The sequence below is a fragment of the Streptomyces sp. NPDC048291 genome, assembly GCF_043201715.1.
In the GTDB taxonomy this organism is placed as follows: domain Bacteria; phylum Actinomycetota; class Actinomycetes; order Streptomycetales; family Streptomycetaceae; genus Streptomyces.
Window position 1 is genome coordinate 42,863 of the sequence record NZ_JBICZC010000017.1, and the last position, 19,597, is coordinate 62,459.

Below are 19,597 nucleotides of genomic sequence, written 5' to 3' on the forward strand. Positions count from 1 at the left end.
CCGTTCCGACAGCCGGACTCTGCGCGGAGGAACAGCCCACATGACCGAGAACCATCGGAGCGGACCCGACCCCGGCGTGGTGACCGCCGCCCGCGCGGGGGACGGAGCGGCCCTGGAGCACCTGGTGGCCGCGTCCCTGCCGCTGGTCTACAACATCGTCGGCCGGGCCCTGAACGGTCATGCCGACGTCGACGACGTCGTACAGGAGACGCTGTTGCGCATGGTGCGGGGGCTGGAGAAGCTGCGGGACCCGTCCGCGTTCCGGTCGTGGCTCGTCGCCATCACGATCCGGCAGGTGCGCAACCGGGAGCAGTCGCGGGCCACGGACCGGGACCGCAGGGCACATCTCGACGACGCGGAGACGATCACCGATCCGGCGCTCGACTTCGCCGGGCTGACCATCCTGCGGCTGGGCCTGACCGAGCAGCGCCGGGAGGTTGCGGAGGCGACGCGCTGGCTCGACCCGGACGACCAGGAGCTGCTGTCCCTGTGGTGGCTGGAGGAGACCGGCGACCTGGAGCGCGCCGAACTCGCCGGTGCGCTGGGGCTGTCCGACCGGCATGCGGCGGTGCGGGTGCAGCGGATGAAGAAGCAGATGGAGGTCTCGCGGTGCGTGGTGCGGGGGCTGGCGGCCGACCCGCGCTGCGCCGAGCTGGACGGGATCGCCGCGCCCTGGGACGGCACGCCGAGTCCGCTGTGGCGCAAGCGGTTCGGGCGTCACATACGGAGCTGCGGGGTCTGCGCGGGCCTGGACCGGGGCCTGCTGCCGATGGACCGGCTGCTGAGCGGCCTGCCGCTGGTGGCCGTACCGGCAGGACTTGACCCGGCGCGGGTGCTGGCCCAGGTCACCGGTCCCACAGGTGCCACCGGTTCCGGTGGTTCCGGTGGTGGGGGCAGGCCCCCGCGGGGGCGGCACGGGCGTGTGGGCAGCCGTGCGGGCAAGCGGGTGGGCAGGCGGCTCGCGGGCAGGCAGGCGGTCGTGGGTGGTTCGGCGGCGGTCGCGGTCGTCGCGGCGGTCGCGCTGGTCGCCGCCCGGATGACGGCGGGCCCGTCCGCGCCGGCCGCGGACCCGGTCCCGCCGCCGACGCCGGTGGCCGTCGCGTCCCCGAGCCCCAGCCCCAGCCCGACGCACTCGGCCTCCCCTTCCCCCACCCGCAGCGCGTCCCCGAAACCGTCCGTCAAGCCGGCCCCCTCGAAGCACACCGCGGCCCCGGTGCAGGTGGCCTCCGGTGCGAAGAAGGGCGTCGGGGTGTGGACGTTCGACGGGGTGAGCCAGGCGCTCGCCGCGAGCGGTGCCGGCTGGTACTACACCTGGAACACCCAGCACCAGGGCGTGACGACCCCTTCCTCGGCCTCCTTCGTGCCGATGATCTGGGGCGCCGCGTCCGTCACCGACGCGGCGCTGGCGCAGGCGCGCACGGAGGGGCCGTACCTGCTGGGCTTCAACGAGCCCGACATGGCGCAGCAGTCGAACATGACCGTCGACCAGGCGCTGGGGCTGTGGCCCGAGCTGATGGCGGCGGGCAAGGTGCTGGGCAGCCCGGCGGTCGCGTACGGCGGGGACACGGCCGGCGGCTGGCTGGACCGGTTCATGTCCGGCGCGAAGGCGAAGGGGTACCGGGTCGACTTCATCACGCTGCACTGGTACGGCGGTGACTTCCGCACCCCGCAGGCCGTGCAGCAGCTGACCTCGTACCTGGCGGCGGTGTACGCGCGCTACCACAAGCCGATCTGGCTCACCGAGTACGCGCTGATCGACTTCTCGCAGGGGACCCGGTTCCCGTCGGCGCAGCAGCAGGCGGACTTCGTCACCGCGTCCACGAAGGCGCTCGACGCGCTGCCGTACGTGCAGCGGTACGCGTGGTTCGGGCTCGGCGCGGACCCGGCGAAACCGAGCAGCGGGCTCTTCACGAGCGGTACGGCGGCCACGGCGGCGGGCCGGGCCTTCCAGGCGGCGCGCTGAGCGGAGGGGCTCACGCCCCGGGTGGGAAACGGGGTGCGTGGTGTTGGTGCCTTGGCTGCGGGCCGGTGGGGGTTGCTCGCGCAGTTCCCCGCGCCCCTTCGGGGGCGCCTGCCGGGGCGTGGGGAATAGGTGGCGGTGGGGTCTCGTTCTGTGGGTATAGTTGAATCGTAAACAACTTGGAGGGTGAGCGAGCATGCAGTTCGGGATCTTCACGGTCGGCGACGTCACGCCGGACCCCACCACGGGGCGGACGCCGAGCGAGCGGGAGCGCATCAAGGCGATGGTCGCGATCGCGCTGAAGGCCGAGGAGGTCGGCCTGGACGTCTTCGCGACGGGTGAGCACCACAACCCGCCGTTCGTGCCGTCGTCGCCGACCACCATGCTCGGTTACGTCGCCGCGCAGACGGAGAAGCTGATCCTCTCCACCTCCACCACCCTCATCACCACCAACGACCCGGTCAAGATCGCCGAGGACTTCGCGATGCTCCAGCACCTGGCCGACGGCCGGGTGGACCTGATGATGGGCCGCGGCAACACCGGGCCGGTCTACCCCTGGTTCGGGCAGGACATCCGCGAGGGCATCAACCTCGCCATCGAGAACTACGCCCTGCTGCGCCGGCTGTGGCGCGAGGACGTCGTCGACTGGGAGGGCAAGTTCCGCACGCCGCTACAGGGCTTCACCTCCACCCCGCGGCCGATGGACGACGTACCGCCGTTCGTCTGGCACGGCTCGATCCGCTCGCCCGAGATAGCCGAGCAGGCCGCCTACTACGGTGACGGCTTCTTCCACAACAACATCTTCTGGCCCGCCGACCACACCAAGCGGATGGTCGAGTTCTACCGGAAGCGGTACGCCCACTACGGGCACGGCACGCCCGAGCAGGCGATCGTCGGGCTCGGCGGCCAGGTGTTCATGCGGAAGAACTCGCAGGACGCGGTGCGCGAGTTCCGGCCGTACTTCGACAACGCGCCGGTCTACGGGCACGGGCCGTCCCTGGAGGACTTCACCGAGCAGACCCCGCTGACGGTGGGCTCGCCGCAGCAGGTGATCGAGAAGACGCTGGGCTTCCGCGAGTACGCGGGCGACTACCAGCGCCAGCTGTTCCTGATGGACCACGCGGGGCTGCCGCTGAAGACGGTCCTGGAGCAGCTCGACATGCTCGGCGAGGAGGTCGTGCCGGTGCTGCGCAAGGAGTTCGCGAAGGGCCGTCCGGCGGACGTCCCGGAGGCGCCGACGCACGCGTCGCTGCTGGCCGCCGCCGCGGAGGAGAAGACCTCGGAGAAGACCTCGGAGAAGGCCGCTGAGAAGGTCTCGGAGAAGGCTTCGGAGAAGAAGGAGGTCGGGGCATGAAGCTCGTCGTCGTCTCGGCGGGGCTGAGCGTGCCGTCGTCCACGCGGCTGCTGGCCGACCGGCTGGCGGCGGCCGTGGGCCGGCAGGCCGCGGCCGGGGTGGAGGTCGAGGTGGTGGAGCTGCGCGACCTCGCGGTCGAGATCGCACACAACTTCACCAACGGGTTCCCGGGGCGGAAGCTGGCCGCCGCGCAGGAGGCGGTGGCCGAGGCGGACGGCCTGATCGCGGTCACGCCGGTGTTCACGGCGTCCTACAGCGGGCTGTTCAAGTCGTTCTTCGACGTGCTCGACAAGGACGCGCTGGCGGGCAAGGCGGTGCTGATCGCGGCGACCGGCGGTACGGCACGGCACTCGCTGGTGCTGGACCACGCGCTGCGGCCGATGTTCACGTACCTGCGGGCGGTGGTCGTGCCGACGGGCGTGTACGCGGCGTCGGAGGACTGGGGAGCGGAGGGGCTGGAGGGCCGGGTCGAGCGGGCGGCCGGTGAGCTGGCGGGGCTGATGACCGGCCTGGCCGCCACCAGGCCCGTGGAGCCGGAGGCGCTGCCGGTCGTGCCGTTCGCGGAGCAGCTGGCGAGGCTGGCGGCGAGCTGAGGGGGCCGGGGCCGGGGGCTGGGGCCGGGAGGCGGGGACGCTTCCCGGCGCTTGCCGGGTGCCGCCGCGCCCACCCGTGCCGCCCTGCGGCACGCCTGCCCGCAGCTATGTATGCAGTACGCGGCTGGGCAGCGCCCTGTGAGGGGCGCGGGGAACTGCGCGAGCAACCCCCACCCACCCGCGGCCGGGATTCGGCGTGGGTTCCGCTGTGACGGTGAGAGGCAGGTAAAAAGGGTGATCGTAGGCCCGCTCACCACGGCAGAACCGCCGGAGGCCTTGGCAGACTGGTGAGGTGCCCCAGACTGTGCTGCTCGCCGAAGACGACCGCGCCATCCGCCACGCCCTGGAGCGGGCCCTCACCCTGGAGGGTTATGAGGTGACGGCGGTCGCGGACGGCGTGGAGGCTTTGGCGCACGCCCACCGCATCGCCCCGGACGTCCTCGTCCTCGATGTGATGATGCCCGGCATCGACGGCCTCCAGGTCTGCCGCGTCCTGCGGGCGGAAGGGGACCGCACCCCGATCCTCATGCTGACCGCGCTGGTGGAGACCGCCGACCGGATCGCGGGACTGGACGCCGGAGCCGACGACTACGTCGTCAAGCCCTTCGACGTGGAAGAGGTCTTCGCCCGGCTGCGGGCGCTGCTGCGCCGGACCCTGCCCGTGACCACCGGCGGTGGCGGCAGCGGCAGCGGTGGCGGCGGTGTCGTCGCCGAGTCCGGCCGGGAGCCGCAGATCTCCGACCGGCAGGTCGAGGCGGCCGGCCTGCGGATGGACCTCCAGGCCCGCCGGGCCTGGCGCGGCCGGCGCGAGCTGGAGCTGACCCGCACCGAGTTCGAGCTGCTTGAGCTGCTGGCCAGGAACGCGGGGATCGTCCTCGACCACTCCACGATCTACGACCGCATCTGGGGCTACGACTTCGGCCCCGGCTCCAAGAACCTCGCCGTCTACGTCGGCTACCTGCGCCGCAAGCTCGACGAGCCGGGTGCCCCGCAGCTGATCCACACCGTCCGGGGCGTGGGTTACGTGCTGCGGGAGGACTGAGTGGCCCGCCGTCCCGGGCTGCCCGCGCGGCTCAGGCGGATGCTGGCCCGGCGCCGGCCCAAGCTCGTCTCCCTGCGGACCACCTTCGTCGTCTCCTTCGCGGCGGTCACGGCCGCCGTCACGATCGTCGTCGGCATCCTGTCGTACAACGCGGCCGCCCGGCTGGTCCGCGTCGACCAGCAGTCGGTGTTCACGCAGGTCGTCTCCGACGTCCAGGACGAGGTCAAGCAGCACCGGATGGTGCCGACGGACTTCTCCTCCTCCCAGCCCGGCCACGACCTGGTCCGGCCCGCGCGCACCGACGTGCAGGTGCTCGGCGCGCAGGGCGAGATCATCGACCGCGGCAGCCCGGTGCTGCCCGTCACCGCCGCGGACCGGGCGGCCGCCGGAGCCGCGGAGGCCGGGAAGACGGTCCAGCACAAGGACGTCCAGGCCGGCGAGGACCTGTTCCGGATCGCCACGGTCTCGCTCGGCGGTGGGCGGGGCGCGGTGCAGGTGGCGCAGGAGTTCAGCGACACCGAGGACCTGCTGCAGGCGCTCCAGCAGCGGACCCTGCTGCTGATGTCGGCCGTGGTGGTGGCCGCCGGGCTGTTCGGCTGGTGGCTGGCGAGGCGGATCACCCGGCGGCTGGTGATCCTGACCTCGGCCGCGGAGAACGTGGCCCGCACCCGGCAGCTCGGCATCCAGGTGCCGGTGACGGGACTGGACGAGGTGGGCCGGCTGGGCCGCGCCTTCGACCGGATGCTGGGCCGGCTCGCCCAGTCGGAGGAGGACCAGCGGCGCCTGGTCCAGGACGCGGGCCACGAGCTGCGCACCCCGCTGACCTCGCTCCGTACGAACATCTCCCTGCTCCGCCGGATCGACGAACTCCCGCCCGCGAGCCGCGACGAGCTCGTCGCCGACCTCGGCCAGGAGGCGCGCGAGCTGACCGACCTGGTCAACGAGCTGGTCGACCTGGCGGCCGGGCAGTCCGACAGCGAGCCGCCGCAGCACGTCGACCTGGCCGACATCGCGGAGGACGTGGCGGGGCTGGCCCGGCGCCGTACCGGACGCGAGATCGTGCTGCGCGCGGCCGGTGACACGATGACCGACGGGCGGCCCGGCATGCTCCAGCGGGCCGTCTCCAACCTCGTCGAGAACGCCGCCAAGTTCGACCGGGACGGCAAGGCCCCCATCGAGATCAGCGTCACCGGCCCCGCCCGGCCGGGCACGGTCCGCGTCGAGGTCCTCGACCGCGGCCCCGGTATCGCCGAGGGGGACCTGATCCGCATCTTCGACCGCTTCTACCGCGCCGCCGACGCCCGCTCCCTCCCCGGCTCCGGCCTCGGCCTCTCCATCGTCCGCGAGGTCGCCATGGCCCACGGCGGCGCCCCCTTCGCCTTCCGCAGGGAGGGCGGCGGCGCGGTGATCGGGTTCACGGTGGGCGGGGTGTTCGCGGGCGAGGTACGGCGCGGGTGAACCGCCCGGCCTGGGCCCGCGCCCCGGCTGCCCGCGTCTTCCGGTACGGCACCGTGGCCCGCCGTGGCCGCCCCCGTCCTGTCCGGGCTGGAGGCGGGACCGGATCGCCGTGGCGGGCGAGCCACCGGACGCGCTGCCCCTCGTGTGCCCGTGTCCGTGTCTGCACCGGCTCCCGGCCCGGTCAGGTCAGGTCAGGTCCCCCAGGGCACCGTCAGGAACCCCTCCGCCCGGGCACTGGCCAGGCCGATGCGGGGGAGGTCGCTGCTCTTGGTGAAGAGGATGTAGCGGGGCTCCCACACCGGGCGGTACTTCGCGTTCGCCCGGTACAGGGACTCGATCTGCCACCAGCGGGAGAAGAAGGTCAGGGTGGTGTGCCAGAGGCGCAGGACCGGGCCCGCGCCGAGGCGGGAGCCGCGTTCGAAGACCGAGCGGAACATCGCGAAGTTGAGGGAGACGCGGTCGACCTTCAACTCGGCGGCGCGGAGGAGGAGTTCGACGACCATGAACTCCATCAGGCCGTTCTCGGAGTCGCGGTCGCGGCGCATCAGGTCCAGGGAGAGGCCCTGCTCGCCCCAGGGGACGAAGCTGAGCAGGGCGCGGGGGGTGTCGTCCGCGTCCCGGCACTCCAGCATCACGCAGCGGCCGTCGGCCGGGTCGCCGAGGCGGCCCAGGGCCATGGAGAAGCCGCGTTCCGTGGCGCCGTCGCGCCAGCTGTCGGCCCGTTCGATCAAGGTCGCCATCTCGTCCGGCGGGATGTCCTCGTGGCGGCGGATGCGGACCGTGTAACCGGCGCGGCGGACCCGGTTGTGGGCCTGGCGCACCACGCGCATCGCACGGCCCTCCAGGGTGAAGTCGGCGATGTCGACGAGCGCCTCGTCGCCCAGTTCCAGGGCGTCCAGGCCGTGCCGGGCGTAGACGGTGCCCGCCTCCTCGCTCGCGCCCATGACGGCCGGGGTCCAGGCGTGCTGCCGTGCCTCGGTCAGCCAGGCGTCGATCGCGCCGGGCCAGGCCTCCGGGTCGCCGATCGGGTCACCGGAGGCGAGGCTGACACCGCCGACGACGCGGTAGGTGACCGCGGACTTGCCGGTGGGGGAGAAGATCGCCATCTTGTCGCGGCGCAGCGCGAAGTAGCCGAGGGAGTCGCGGGCGCCGTGCTTGTCCAGCAGGCCGCGCAGCCGGGACTCGTCCTCGGGGCTGAGCAGGCGGCGGCCGCGCGGGGAGCGGAAGCCGGCGTAGAGGACCAGGCAGAAGGCGGCGGCGAGGAGGACGTTGACGACGATGTCGGTCCAGCGGGGGGCGTGGACCGCGGTGACGTGGTCGGCGAGCGGGCCGACGCTGACGCCCCGCAGGAGGGTGTAGGCGATCTCGTCGGGCAGGGTGGCGCCGGGCAGCTTGTTCGTGGCGTGGACGAGGAGCGTGCCCAGGCCGCCGGTCACCAGGAGGCCGCCGGCGCCCACGGCCAGCGCGGTCTTCGGGTTGGACGGGTCGCCCACCGCGTTGAACTCCCGGCGGCTGACCAGCAGCGCGGCCACGAAGAGGCCGGTGAGGGCCGCCGAGACCCAGTTGAAGGCGTGGACTCGGTACTCGTGCTGGGTGAGGGCGAGGACGTAGAGGGCGAAGAGCGGGGCGGACAGGACCAGGTTGACCACCCAGGCCGCGCGCTTGCGGCGGCGCATCACCAGCACGAAGAAGATGGCGAGGGCGGCCGAGACCAGGCCCGCCGTGGCCAGGTACGGGGTGAAGAACTGGCCGGTGTGGTGCGCGTGCTGCCGGTGGAGGTGCAGGGTGATGCGGCCGTTGTTGTGCTCGTCGACCTCCTGGCGGAAGGGGAGCGACAGTACCGCCACTATGTTCAGTACGGCGATCGCGCGCAGGTACCAGACGGTGAAGTCGGCGGCCCGCCTGCGCAGTGCCCCGCCGGAGGCGCCGTTTGGGGCGCGGAAGGCGGCGGAGACGCGGGGCGGGATCAGGGTCGACAGCTGTGCGGGCATGGGGACCGGTCACCTTGGGGACGGGGAGCGGATTGACGGAGGGCTGACCCTACAGTCTGTAGGGTAACTGTGGGGGGCGGGGGAGGTGTCCGCCGCGGTACGGAAGCGGTAGGGAAAACGGTGTGAAAGGCCGTCCCACCTCTTACGGACGCGCGAGGGTCTGTGCCCGTTCCCGCTCCGCCCGACGCCGGGCCGCCAGCATCCACGCCAGGTTGCCGACCGCCGCCCCGGCAGCCACCGCGGCCACGATCACCCCGCCGGTCGCCAGCCCGTCGCTGAACAGGTGCGGGCGCCGGTCGAGGGCCTGCAGGCCGAAGCCGGACAGCTCGTACACGCCCACCGCCGCGACCAGCAGGCTCGCCACCAGCACCGCCACCGTGGGGGCGAGGCTGCGCCGCGCCTCCTGTGTGTCCGTGCCCTGCATGAGTACCCCCGTGAGCTGACGAGCCGCCGTGGCCGATGGGGAACCTACAATACGTAGGGTCCGGATAGCCTCAGGACGTGCGTATTTTCATCAGCGTGGACATGGAAGGCATCACCGGGCTCGTCGACCGGGACGATGTGCAGCCCGGCGGCCGGGACTACGAGCGCGGCCGGTCGATGATGGCCGAGGACGTGAACGCGGCGGTACGCGGGGCGGTGGCCGCCGGCGCCACGGAGGTGCTGGTCAACGACGCGCACGGGCCGATGCGGAACCTGCTCCCGGAACACCTGCACCCCGCCGCCCGCCTGGTGCGCGGCAAGCCGAAGAAGATGATGATGCTGGAGGGGCTCACGGCGGAGTACGACGCGGCGATATGTGTCGGTTACCACTCCCGGGCCGGTGCCCTGGGTGTCCTCAGTCACAGCTTCATGGGTCACGAGATCGAGGACATCTGGCTGGACGGGAGGCCCGCCGGGGAGATCGGGCTCGCGCACGCCACCGCCGCGGCCGTCGGCGTTCCGGTCGTGGCCCTCACGGGTGACGACGCGGCGTGCGCCGAGATGACGGCCTGGGACGAAACGGTGCTCACCGTGCCCGTGAAGTACGCCCGGGACCGGTTCGCCGCCGAGCTGCGCCCGGCGGAGGAGGCCCGCCGGGCGATCGAGGAGGGGGTCGTCGCGGCCCTGACGCCCGTGCCGAAGCGGCCCGCCGCGCCCGGGGGCGAGTCGGTCCTCGCCGTGCGCTGGCAGTCCGCCTCCGTGCCCGCCGTCCTCCTCGGCATCCCCGGGGTGACGGCCGTGGACAGCCGTACCGTCCAGGCCCGTGGTCCGCTGCCCGCCCTCTACCGACAGTTCGGCGTCTGGATGCGGGTCGCCTCCTCGCTCACCAACCAGCCCCCGTACTGCTGACCCCGCGCGGCGGGCTCAGCCGAACCGGCCGGCCACGTAGTCGGCCGTGCGCTGGTCCTGCGGGGAGTTGAAGACCGCCCCGGTGTCGCCGTGCTCGACGATGCCGCCCGGGGTGCCCTGCTCCGCCAGGAAGAACGCGCACTGCTGGGAGACGCGCGCCGCCTGCTGCATGTTGTGGGTGACGATCACGATCGTCACCTGCCCGGCCAGGTCCTGGATGGTCTCCTCGACGCGGCGCGTGGAGGTGGGGTCAAGGGCCGAGCAGGGCTCGTCCATGAGGAGGACCCGGGGCCGGACCGCCAGGGCCCGCGCGATGCACAGGCGCTGCTGCTGGCCGCCGGAGAGGGCGCCGCCGGGCTGGCGGAGCCGGTCGCGGACCTCCTTCCACAGGCCGGCGCGGGTCAGGGACTCCTCGACCAGCACGTCCTTCTCCCGGCGGTTCGCCTTCGCGCCGGTCAGCTTCAGGCCGGCCACCACGTTGTCGTAGATCGACATCGCCGGGAACGGGTTCGGCTTCTGGAAGACCATGCCGATCCTGCGGCGGGCGTCGGTCAGCCGCCAGGACGGGTCGTAGATGTCCTCGCCCTCGAAGAGCACCTCGCCGCCGAACTGCGCCGACGGGATCAGCTCGTGCATCCGGTTCAGGGTGCGCAGGAACGTCGACTTGCCGCAGCCGGACGGGCCGATCAGCGCGGTCACCTCGCCCGCGGGCATGGTCAGCGACACCTGGCTGAGCACCTGGTGGGAGCCGAACCAGGCGGAGACGGCCCGGGCTTCCAGCGTGGCGGGCGCGGGTCCGTCCACCACGGCGGTGGCGGTCGCGGTGGGGAGCACGGCGGTGTCGGTCATCTCGGTGGTCACAGCAGTCACGGCGATCTCGGCAGTCTCGGCGGTCTCGGTCGTTTCAGATGGCTCGGGTACTTCGGTCACTTCGGTTGCCTGGGTTGTTTCGGACACTTCACTCACCTCGGTCACAGCAGGTTCGGCAGCAGTTCGGTGGTTCGCGTCGCGACCTGGAGGCCGAGCACCGCGACGACCGGGGCGAAGACGATCCACGTCTGGTGGCGGCCCCAGCGGTGCCAGGTCCAGACGGCGGCCACGGCGGTCAGGAGCAGCGCCTGCAGCCACATCACCAGCGGCCACGGCACCCCGGAGGGGCGGGCCAGCGGCTCCTCGGAGCCGGGGAGGGTGCCGGCCCGGATCACGGCCGACGGGGTCTGGAACGGCGCGGAGACCAGGTCGGCGTCGACGCGCAGCACGCCCGAGGGCATGAACTTCGGGCCCGTGGCGGTGATGAGGACGATCCGGCTCTTGCCCGAGGCCAGCGCCGTCGGCGCCGGGTCGCCGGCCCGCCGTACGTCGATGACCTGGAACTTCGCCTTGCCCTGGCCGGTGGTGACGGTGAACGTGTCGCCCGTGGCGAGCCGGGAGAGCCTGCCGAACGGGCCGCCGTACGCCGCCGCCCGGCCCATCAGCACGCTGGTGCCGGCCTGGCCCGGCATCGGGGTGTCCCGGCGGTGGCCGGGGCCGTCGGTCATGACGGAGGAGTCGGTGCCCTCCAGGACGACCTGGCTCAGGCCCAGCTTCGGTATGTCGACGAGCGCGACCGGCGTGCCGGGCGCCAGCAGCTTGCCGTCCTGGTCGGTCTGCGCCACGGGGGCGGTGCCGAGGGCGAGTTGCTCGCGCAGCTGGTCGAAGTCGGCGTGCTGGGCGGAGTGTTGCTGGGCGCTGCTGAACACGAGCAGCTGGGCGGTGATGCCGAGCAGCAGGGCGGCGAGGCTGAGCAGTCCGCCGCGCGAGAGGTGGCGGACGAAGGTGACGCTGCGGACGGGCCTGCGGGGCACGGCCGGAGCCAGGGTTCTCGGTGTCGGTACGGCGACGGTCATGGCGGCCCGCCTCCTATCGGGGAATGAGTGAGGGGCCGCCGGGAGCCGTGGGAGGCTCCCGGCGGGCCCGTCAGGCGGTCACTTGCTGGTGATGGTGAAGTTGGCGCCGGTCTTCGAGTTCACGGTCGTGGAACCGACGTAGAAGGCGTGCAGGGTGTGCTTGCCCTTGGCCAGCTTCGGCAGGGTGACGGTGACCTTGCCGCTGCTCAGGGTGCCGGTCGCGATGACCTTGGAGCCCTGGTAGATGCGGACGGTGCCGGTCGGGGTGGTGCCGGTCGCGGTGACCTTGACGGTGACCTTGCCCTTGGCGGTGTGGCTCACCGAGGTCGGGGCGGAGGTGGAGACCGACGCCGTGGCCTTGGTGATCTTCAGGGAGACGGTCGTGGAGGACGCGTTCAGCTTGGAGGTGCCCGGGTACGACACCGACAGCGAGTGCGTGGCGACCTTGAGGTGGTTCGACAGGCCGATGGTGACCTTGCCGGACGAGTCCAGGGTGCCGGTGCCGACGACCGTGGTGCCGTCCTTGACGGTGACCTTGCCGGTCGGCTTCACGCTGTGCGAGCCGGTGACGGTGACGACGACCTTCGGGGTCTTGCCGTAGGCGGTGGTGGCGGCGGTGGCCGTGGTCTTGCTCGCGTACTTGACCGCGCCGGTCCAGGTGGCGGCCGCGCCGGTGCCGTTGAGGTTGTTGGCGGTGACCGTGGCGGTGTAGGTGCCGTTGGTCAGGCCGGTGAAGGAGGCCGACGTGGTGGAGGCCGCGACGTCCTTGATGGCGACGACGCCGCCGTCCGCGCCGGTCAGCGTGATCCGGTAGTCGGTGACCGGCAGCGCGGTGGCGGCCGGGGCGGTCCAGGACAGCTTCAGGCTCGCGTCGCCGACGGTGGCCTTCACCGTGGGGGCGCCGGGCACCGAGGCGTCGACGCCGGACTCCTCCAGGCCGCCGACCTTGGCGTGCTTGGCCTGGGAGATCGAGCCGTTGTAGGACTCGTTGACGAAGCCGAACTTGGCGATGACCGACTCGGCGGCGTCCGACGCCAGCTCGGCGGTGTGGCTGCCGCTGGTGACGAAGACGTCGTACAGGTCCTTGTCGAAGAAGATGCTGTTGGTGTCGATCGCGCGGCTGGGGACGACGTTGTAGACGTCACGGCCGAAGGTCGAGTTCTCGTAGTAGGCGCTGACCGGGGACAGCTTGCCGTTGACGGTCGTGACCGGGCTGGTGGCGCCACCGGTGTCGCCGGGCAGCTGGATGGAGGCCAGGTGGCCGCCGGCCGCGGCCGCCGTCTTGCTGTAGTCGGGGGAGACGCCGTTGATCTGGGCGATCCAGGAGCCGACGGAGAACGGGACGAGCGCGCCGTCCTCGGTCAGGGCCGCGTTGGCCTGGTTCTCCTGGACGGTGGTGACGTTCGGGGAGAGCGTGGCGTCGGTCAGGCCGATCGCCGCGAGGAAGAACTTGCGCGTGCCGGAGCCGGCCTGCGGGATCCTCGGGTGCACGGTCTGGCCGTTCACCGTGGTGAGCGTGCCCGAGTAGATGTCGTGCAGCTGGTCCGCGGTCAGCGTGTCCAGGGCCGAGCCCTTGACCGCGACGCCGACCGCGTCACGCGCCATCGGGATGTAGGTCAGCGCGGTGCCGGAGACGGACGGGCCGCCGGAGGAACGGGCGAAGTCGACCTGGCCGCTGATCGAGACACCGGCGCTGGTCGGGTACTTGTCGCCGGTCAGCGCCTCGCTGAGGGCGAGACGGCCGTTGCCGGAACCGTTCGGGCGCAGGAAGGACGGGCCGCCCGTGCGGGTCTTGATGGAGGAGGTGGTGGAGCCCGTGCCGGGCTCGATCGCGTCGTACGACGCGATGCCCGCGCCGTTCGCCGACTTCACGGCGGTGCCGGAGTAGCTGGTGCCGTTGACGGTGTCACCGGCCAGGGCGTTGAGGACGTCCTGGGTGGTGTCCGAGCCGACGCCGACCAGCTGGCGGAAGGCACCGGCGTCCGGGTCGGCGACCGCCGGGGTGGCGAGGGCGAGGCCGCCGGCCACCACGGCAGCGGCGACGAACGCCGCCGAAGAGCGCATTCTGCGCATCGAGAGTCTCCTGACGAGAGCTAGCTAGCTGGGTGTTGCCAGAGGATCTGGCAGGGTGGTGCGAACCGTCCGCCCCGACTGCCTTTCGGGGCGGACGGCCGTCTGTGGGCGCCCCTTCAGGGGCGCGGGGAACTGCGCGGCCGGCCACGACGCACCCGCAGCCGACGCACTGCCGTCGTCACGGAGGCGATCGACAGCTGCCTGCCGCCGGCAAAGGGCGCGCCCACTCCGGCGACTGCCCCGAGCGCCGCCCCGACCGGCACCGCATAGCGCAGCGGAGTGGCCGGGTCGGCCGGGGTGTTGCCGGCCGCGGTGGTCTCCAGCGCCTTGCCGCCGTCGAAGGACGGCTTGGCGCTGGGCGAGGTGCTGGCGCCGTCGGCCGGCGTACCCGTGCCGGCGCCGCCGGTCGCGCCGCCGTTGACGCCGTCGGTACCGGACGGGGCGCCGCCGCTGGTGTCGGTTCCGCCGCCGTCGGCCGAGCCGCCGGTGGAGGTCGGTCCGGTGTAGGTGAGCAGCGAGTTCGCCGCCTTGACGGTCTGGGCGCGCAGCTTCGAGGAGAGCGGGGCGTAGCCGTCGGGCAGCTTGCCCGGGTCGGCGCCCGGGGTCTGGCCGGTCGCGGCGGCGTAGTGCAGCAGGGCCGCGTAGTCCTGGCGCGCCGCCTTGCTCTCCTTGCCGGGCCGGACCGCCGCGTAGACCAGCTCGGCGAGCGGGTAGGCGCCCTTCGCGGTGGCGTTGGCCGGGGTGATCTCGGCGACGCCGGAGCCGGTGGCGGTCGCGGCGGCCGCGGTCAGGCTGGCGGTGCTCGGGGCCACGTACTTGCCGGCGGTGTTCTTCAGGTCCGCGGTCTGCAGGCCGTACCGGGCCGCGGAGGCGGTGTCCGTGATCGTGATGATGAAGCGCGAGCCGACCGTCTGCGGGCCCGGGCTCTTGTACGACTGCGGGCTGGACAGCGCGTCCCAGCTGGACTTCCACAGGGTGTCCGCGCGCCGGGTGTGCAGGGCGCCGGAGTGCATGTCGTCCACGTAGGGGTGGAAGTCGGTCATGCACTGGGTGGCCGTGGACGGCGCGTCCGAGCCGGGCGGCACCGTGCACCACGGGTCGCTCTTCGGGTAGTCGTCGGTGCTCGACGGGTCGAAGGCGATACCGGTCGGGTTCAGGTCGGCGTTGGTGCTGTAGTACGGGTTGACCCGCATGCCGTCGTCGTCGGGGACACCGGCGAGGAACTGCCGGGCGTCCTTGTCGGCGAGGATCCACTGCCAGATCGCGCGGGCGGTGTCGGAGTGGCCGAGCGAGGTGATCAGGTCGGTGTCGGTGGCCGGCGTCTCGGCGACCGACAGGTACTGGAACTCCGGGTTCAGGGCGATGAACTCGGGGTCGGAGGCGATACCGGCCGGGTTGTTCTTCGTCCAGCCGTACCCCTTGGCCGCTGTGCCGTTGATGACCGAACCCCAGGGGGAGTTGCGGTACGACTCGGTGAGCAGCTTGGCGACCAGGCGCTGGTCGAGCTTGATGGACTCGACCTTGGTGCCGGCGAGTTTCCTGATGCTGTCCGGCGCGTCGGACCTGGGTCTGCGCTCGATCGTGAACCCGATGACCGCTCCGGAGAGCGCGACCGGTGCGTAGGTCGTCGTCCCCGACGGCGCGCTGGTGCCCGCGTCCGCGCCCAGTTTCCGGGTGGTGAAGGCCAGGCCCGTGGAGGAGGCGTCCGAGATCAGCCGGGACCGGGTGTCGGGCTCACCGAGCTCGGTGTAGCCGTAGACCTTGCCCACCGAGCAGAGCTGGGCCTGCCAGCTGGTCATCGCGTCCGCCGCCAGCTCGCTGCCGGTGGTGGGGCGCTCTTCGGCGCCGAGGGCGCAGTTGCTGCCGACGCTGTTGAAGTCCAGCCTGACCGCGATCCGGTTGTTCCAGTTGGTGGAGGAGACCGGGGAGCCGGCGTTGACCTGGCTCTGGTCCGCGTACGGCTTGCCGTCCAGGTCCAGGTGGCCCTGCGGGACGATCACCAGCCAGCAGGAGCGGGGCTTGGTGACCCCGCCGGTGGTGACGGGGATGCCGCAGCCGAGGTGGGGTGCCTCGTTGGCGGTCTGGACCTCGAAGAACTCCTTGCCGGTGCCGTTGGTGCCGGTGCGGCCGAAGTCGATCTCGTTGGTGGTGTTGTAGTTGAACAGCGCGTTGTTCTGGGTGTTGGTGGTGATCGTGGTGCCGTCCACCGACTTGAACGGGACCTCGCCCGGGGCGTTCGGGTTGGCGGCGCCGTACCGGTTGTCCTGGCCGTAGTTGGTGGGGTCGGCGCTGTAGAAGATCTGCCGGGTGTCGTCCTGGCCGTTGCCCGGCCAGCTGGTGCGGTTGGTGGTCGGGGAGGCGCCGTACTGGCACTGGGTGCGCGACGGGCCCGGGTTGGACGGGACCGTGCCGTCGTCGTCGCCCCAGCACTGCATGATCTGCACGAAGTCGGTGTTGAACGAGGTGCCCGCGAAGGTGGTCGGGGTACCGCCGGTCCAGCTGACCGTGACGGCCTGGCTGGTGAGGTCCTTGGTCTGCGAGACCGTGAACCTCATGTCCTTGAACTCGCCGCGCCCGGAGACGGTCACCGCGGAGTCGGTGGCCGCGGCGGCCGTGGGGGCGGTCTGGGCGACCGCGAGTCCGGCGAGGGCGCCGACGGTGGCGCCGGCCAGCAGGCGTATCAGCGCGTTGCGTATCCGGGTGCGTCTCATCGCGAATTCCCGTCGTCGGAGCGGCTGGTGCCGTTGGCGTTGCCGGCGGCCTTGCTGCCGACCAGGCGGGAGACCATCGAGGGCAGCAGGAGCAGGCCGAAGACCAGGACCGCGGCCAGCAGCATCAGCGTCTGGGTGCCGGTCCAGCCGTGCCCGGTGGCCACGGCGACGGGCTGGGCGAGGGCCACCGTGCCGTCGGCGCCCGCGCCGGTACCGCCGGAGGCGGTACCCGTGCCGCCGTTCGGGGAGATGGTCTGGCCGGTGTCCGGGTCGACGGAGGGCTGGGCGCTGTTGCCGCCCGTGCCGGTGCCGCCACCGGTGGAGCCGCCACTGGAGTCGGTGCCGGTGGAACCGGTCGAACCGCCCGTGGAGCCGCCGCTGCTGTTGCCGGAGCTGGTCGTGGCGCCGCCGCTGCCGCTGGTGCAGGGCGCGGCACCCTTCCTGTCGCAGGCGGCCGGGTAGGGCGCGGTCTGCGCGAGCCGGTTCTCGCCGTTGGCCGTGAAGGTCGGGTTGTTGCAGTTCTTGATGTTGATGTTCTGCGCCTGCACGCCCGGGATCCGGCGGATCTGGTCGAAGCCGGCCTGGACGAGGTTGATCGGGAGCGGCGAGTAGCCGAGGTTCGGCGCCTGCTGCTGGCCCTGGCACATGAAGTAGTACGAGAACGCGCCGAGCGTCTTGCCCTTGGCCTCGGTGAAGGTGCCCTGCACCTTCAGCGGCAGGATCATGTACGAGTAGCTGGACAGCGGGTAGTTGCGCTTGTCGCTGTCGTTGTAGACGCCGTCGAGCTGCTGGGTGAGGTAGTCCGCCGAGTTCTTGTTGGTGTTGATCTTCGCCTTGAGGAGGGAGACCGCCACGTTCTGCGGGGTGGGCTCGGTGTAGTAGCCCGCGTGGTTCAGGACCTTGGCGACCGGGTAGTGCGCGTTGAGCGCGTACGAGTAGTTGACGTACCCGATCGCGCCCTCGCCGTAGTTCTGGGCGACGTAACCGGCGACGCCGAGGTCACCGGACTGGGCGATCATGCCGGAGACGGTGGGGTAGTACGACGTCTGCCCGCACGATCCCGAGCGGCCGACCTTGGCGCAGTAGGCGTTCCACAGCGACTTGTGCTGGTTCGCCATCCACATCGTGAACTGCGCGGTGGAGCCGGAGCCGTCGGAGCGGACGACGGGGACGATGCTGCGGTGCGGCAACTGCAGGCCGGGGTTGTCGGCCTTGATCGTCGGGTCGTCCCAGCTCTTGATGACCCCGGTGAAGATCTTGGTGACCACGTCGCCGGAGAGGCGGAGGTTGGTGACCTTCTTGCCGTTGACGGTGAGGTGGTACATGAACACCGTGCCGCCGGCCACGATCGGCATGTAGGCGTACGAGCCCTTCGCGGGGCGTTCGGCCGCGCTGCCGTCGGTGGGGTTCGTCTGGAACGGGATGTCGGAGACGGCGAAGTCGACGGTGCCGGACAGGAACTGGCGGCGGCCGTCCGACGAACCGGTGCCGGCGTAGCTGATGCGCATGCCGTTCTTGTTGACGTCACGCCGCCACTGGTCGACGGCGTTCTCGGCCCAGGTGGAGCCGGCGCCGGCGATGGGGGTGTAGGAGTCGGCGACGGCCGGGGTCCCGGCGAGGGTGCCGATGATGCCGAGCAGTGCGGCCAGGATGCCCAGCCGTCTCAGGGCGTTGATGACTTGGCTGGACATCAGTGACTGTCTCCTGTTGCAGGGTCTGTGTTCCCACCCGCACCACCCGTGCGAGTTTCGTTGTCAGGTGCGGGTGGCCCCTGTGGGGCGGGTTCGCCGTCGGCGGGTGCGGGTGCGTTGTCTTCGGGGGACTGCTCGCCGTCGTCGGCTGCCGGTGCGTCGGGGTTGGGCACGCTCCGCGGCGGAGCCGCTGACTGATGCAACCCCGCGCCCCCTTCGGGGCGCTCGGTCCCGCCGTCGCCTTCAGGCGAACCGGTCTCGAACAACTGCAGCCCCGGCGTGTGGAGGTCCGCGAATCTCGTGGTGTCCCGGCGGGACGCCCTCGCCGCCCTGCGGGCCTGGCGCTTGTTCTGGTGGCCGGGGCCGCGGCCACCGATCACGCGGGCGATCACGAAGAGGACGAGGACGAGTGCCATCAGGACCGCCGCCGCGCCGAAGCCGCGCGCGATCATCGTGGGCTCGGGGGACTTGACGAAGTTGAAGACGGCCAGCGGGAGGGAGACCATCGGGCCGTTCGTCGGGTCGGCGTTGAGCGCCGCCGTGAAGCCCGCCGTGAGCAGGACCGGGGAGGTCTCGCCGATGCCGCGGGCCGTGCCGAGGATGACGGCGGTGGCGAGGCCCGAGCGGGCCGTCGGCAGGACCACGTGCCACACCGTCCGCCAGCGGGGCGCGCCCAGGGCCTCCGAGGCCTCCGTCAGGTTGCCCGGCACCAGGCGCAGCACCACGTCCGCCGCGCGGATCACGATCGGCAGCATCATCACGCTGATCGCGAAGCCGGCCGCGAGGCCCGACTTCTGCATGCCGAGGCCGAGGATCCAGACCGCGTAGACCATCAGGCCGGCCACGATGGACGGCAGCGCGGTCATCGCCTCGACGATCGTGCGGACGAACCGGGAGAAGCGGCCGGGTATCTGGTTGAGGTACACCGCGCAGGCCAGGCCCAGCGGGACCGTGATCGCCAGCGCGATGGCGATCATGATGAGCGTGCCGAGCATGGCGTGCGCGATGCCGCCGTTGGTCAGCGGGTCGAGCGGGCCCGCCGCCTGCATGTCCTGGGTGAAGAAGTTGGCGTGCGGCAGGGCCTCCCGGCCGCGCCACGCGGTGAAGCCGACGACCATGGTGAGCGCGGCGAACATCAGGCCGCCCGCCGACCACAGGACGACGGTCATCACCCGGTCCCGTACCGCCTGCCCGTCCTCCTCAAGCCCTGTCAACACCGCGTAGATACCTAGGAAAGCCAGGTAGGCGGTGACGAAGAACCCCAATGCGCCGGAGAACGGTGCGAGTTCGCCGAAGAGGAGGACGGTCACGCACAGCCCGGAGGCGGCGGCGCCGAACACCGACAGCACACCGGAGCGGGTGACCCCGCCGATCCGGCGCGGCAGGTCGGGAAGCGCGGCGGCCGAGGCCGCCGAGATCTCCGCGGAGGCGATGACGGTGGTGCTCTTGGGGGCGTCCTGCGGGGCGTCCTGGGGAGCGCCCTTCTCAAGGTCTACGACGGTCATC

The 19,597-nt window shown here is 72.0% G+C and carries 14 protein-coding genes; 6 read left to right on the forward strand and 8 right to left on the reverse strand.

The genetic code is table 11. From position 1 onward, the window contains the following. The first annotated feature begins 40 nt into the window (after positions 1–40). The 5 genes from ACGF5O_RS39525 (at position 41) to ACGF5O_RS39545 (ending at position 6,407) form a co-directional block, all read left to right on the forward strand. Positions 41–1,963: a sigma-70 family RNA polymerase sigma factor gene (locus ACGF5O_RS39525; protein ID WP_393814767.1), complete on the forward strand. Its 1,923-nt coding sequence runs from the start codon at positions 41–43 to the stop codon at positions 1,961–1,963. A gap of 193 nt (positions 1,964–2,156) precedes the next feature. Further along, a complete protein-coding gene (locus ACGF5O_RS39530; RefSeq protein ID WP_393814768.1) occupies positions 2,157–3,314 on the forward strand; it encodes an LLM class flavin-dependent oxidoreductase in 1,158 nt (385 codons plus the stop codon). After that, positions 3,311–3,907 (forward strand): FMN reductase, encoded by a 597-nt coding sequence (locus ACGF5O_RS39535; RefSeq protein ID WP_393814769.1) that lies wholly within the window; start codon positions 3,311–3,313, stop codon positions 3,905–3,907. Before ACGF5O_RS39530 ends, ACGF5O_RS39535 begins: the two co-directional genes overlap by 4 nt. 292 nt (positions 3,908–4,199) lie before the next feature. Beyond that, complete coding sequence (locus ACGF5O_RS39540; protein ID WP_393814770.1) at positions 4,200–4,949, forward strand: response regulator transcription factor; 750 nt, start codon at positions 4,200–4,202, stop codon at positions 4,947–4,949. 39 nt (positions 4,950–4,988) lie between these two features. Next, a complete protein-coding gene (locus tag ACGF5O_RS39545; RefSeq protein ID WP_393814981.1) occupies positions 4,989–6,407 on the forward strand; it encodes an ATP-binding protein in 1,419 nt (472 codons plus the stop codon). A 191-nt stretch (positions 6,408–6,598) separates the two neighbouring features. Here ACGF5O_RS39545 and ACGF5O_RS39550 read toward each other — a convergent pair whose 3' ends face one another. Then, the gene (locus ACGF5O_RS39550) at positions 6,599–8,398 is read right to left on the reverse strand and encodes a phosphatidylglycerol lysyltransferase domain-containing protein (protein WP_393814771.1); all 1,800 of its coding nucleotides are present in this window, start codon (positions 8,396–8,398) and stop codon (positions 6,599–6,601) included. A gap of 142 nt (positions 8,399–8,540) precedes the next feature. Further along, positions 8,541–8,822, reverse strand: coding sequence for a hypothetical protein (locus ACGF5O_RS39555; RefSeq protein WP_393814772.1), 282 nt, complete (start codon positions 8,820–8,822; stop codon positions 8,541–8,543). A 77-nt stretch (positions 8,823–8,899) separates the two neighbouring features. Here ACGF5O_RS39555 and ACGF5O_RS39560 point away from each other — a divergent pair, with 77 nt between their 5' ends. Then, the gene (locus ACGF5O_RS39560) at positions 8,900–9,730 is read left to right on the forward strand and encodes a M55 family metallopeptidase (RefSeq protein WP_393814773.1); all 831 of its coding nucleotides are present in this window, start codon (positions 8,900–8,902) and stop codon (positions 9,728–9,730) included. A gap of 15 nt (positions 9,731–9,745) precedes the next feature. Here ACGF5O_RS39560 and pstB read toward each other — a convergent pair whose 3' ends face one another. The 6 genes from pstB to pstA all read right to left on the reverse strand — a co-directional run bounded on the left by pstB (position 9,746) and on the right by pstA (position 19,596). After that, positions 9,746–10,579: a phosphate ABC transporter ATP-binding protein PstB gene (gene pstB, locus ACGF5O_RS39565; protein ID WP_393814982.1), complete on the reverse strand. Its 834-nt coding sequence runs from the start codon at positions 10,577–10,579 to the stop codon at positions 9,746–9,748. 122 nt (positions 10,580–10,701) lie between these two features. Further along, positions 10,702–11,616: a sortase gene (locus ACGF5O_RS39570; protein WP_393814774.1), complete on the reverse strand. Its 915-nt coding sequence runs from the start codon at positions 11,614–11,616 to the stop codon at positions 10,702–10,704. Positions 11,617–11,694: 78 nt separating this feature from the next. Beyond that, the gene (locus ACGF5O_RS39575; protein WP_393814775.1) at positions 11,695–13,689 is read right to left on the reverse strand and encodes an Ig-like domain repeat protein; all 1,995 of its coding nucleotides are present in this window, start codon (positions 13,687–13,689) and stop codon (positions 11,695–11,697) included. A gap of 116 nt (positions 13,690–13,805) precedes the next feature. After that, positions 13,806–16,400 carry a hypothetical protein gene (locus tag ACGF5O_RS39580; protein ID WP_393814776.1) on the reverse strand — a complete coding sequence of 865 codons (2,595 nt, stop codon included), beginning with the start codon at positions 16,398–16,400 and terminating at the stop codon, positions 13,806–13,808. Next, positions 16,397–18,091 (reverse strand): phosphate ABC transporter substrate-binding protein PstS, encoded by a 1,695-nt coding sequence (pstS, locus tag ACGF5O_RS39585; RefSeq protein WP_393814777.1) that lies wholly within the window; start codon positions 18,089–18,091, stop codon positions 16,397–16,399. Before pstS ends, ACGF5O_RS39580 begins: the two co-directional genes overlap by 4 nt. After that, positions 18,091–19,596, reverse strand: a complete 1,506-nt coding sequence (gene pstA / locus ACGF5O_RS39590; protein ID WP_393814778.1) for a phosphate ABC transporter permease PstA — start codon at positions 19,594–19,596, stop codon at positions 18,091–18,093. The genes pstS and pstA overlap by 1 nt, the downstream gene beginning before the upstream one ends. Position 19,597: the final 1 nt, after the last annotated feature.

What these genes read in the sequence shown, in the direction of transcription:
- ACGF5O_RS39525 (WP_393814767.1), top strand. Translation starts at nt 41, where the DNA reads ATGACCGAGAACCATCGGAGCGGACCCGACCCCGGCGTGGTGACCGCC.
- ACGF5O_RS39530 (WP_393814768.1), top strand. Translation starts at nt 2,157, where the DNA reads ATGCAGTTCGGGATCTTCACGGTCGGCGACGTCACGCCGGACCCCACC.
- ACGF5O_RS39535 (WP_393814769.1), top strand. Translation starts at nt 3,311, where the DNA reads ATGAAGCTCGTCGTCGTCTCGGCGGGGCTGAGCGTGCCGTCGTCCACG.
- ACGF5O_RS39545 (WP_393814981.1), top strand. Translation starts at nt 4,989, where the DNA reads ATGCTGGCCCGGCGCCGGCCCAAGCTCGTCTCCCTGCGGACCACCTTC.
- ACGF5O_RS39550 (WP_393814771.1), bottom strand. Translation starts at nt 8,398, where the DNA reads ATGCCCGCACAGCTGTCGACCCTGATCCCGCCCCGCGTCTCCGCCGCC.
- ACGF5O_RS39555 (WP_393814772.1), bottom strand. Translation starts at nt 8,822, where the DNA reads ATGCAGGGCACGGACACACAGGAGGCGCGGCGCAGCCTCGCCCCCACG.
- pstB (WP_393814982.1), bottom strand. Translation starts at nt 10,579, where the DNA reads ATGACCGACACCGCCGTGCTCCCCACCGCGACCGCCACCGCCGTGGTG.
- ACGF5O_RS39570 (WP_393814774.1), bottom strand. Translation starts at nt 11,616, where the DNA reads ATGACCGTCGCCGTACCGACACCGAGAACCCTGGCTCCGGCCGTGCCC.
- ACGF5O_RS39575 (WP_393814775.1), bottom strand. Translation starts at nt 13,689, where the DNA reads ATGCGCAGAATGCGCTCTTCGGCGGCGTTCGTCGCCGCTGCCGTGGTG.
- ACGF5O_RS39580 (WP_393814776.1), bottom strand. Translation starts at nt 16,400, where the DNA reads ATGAGACGCACCCGGATACGCAACGCGCTGATACGCCTGCTGGCCGGC.
- pstS (WP_393814777.1), bottom strand. Translation starts at nt 18,091, where the DNA reads ATGTCCAGCCAAGTCATCAACGCCCTGAGACGGCTGGGCATCCTGGCC.
- pstA (WP_393814778.1), bottom strand. Translation starts at nt 19,596, where the DNA reads ATGACCGTCGTAGACCTTGAGAAGGGCGCTCCCCAGGACGCCCCGCAG.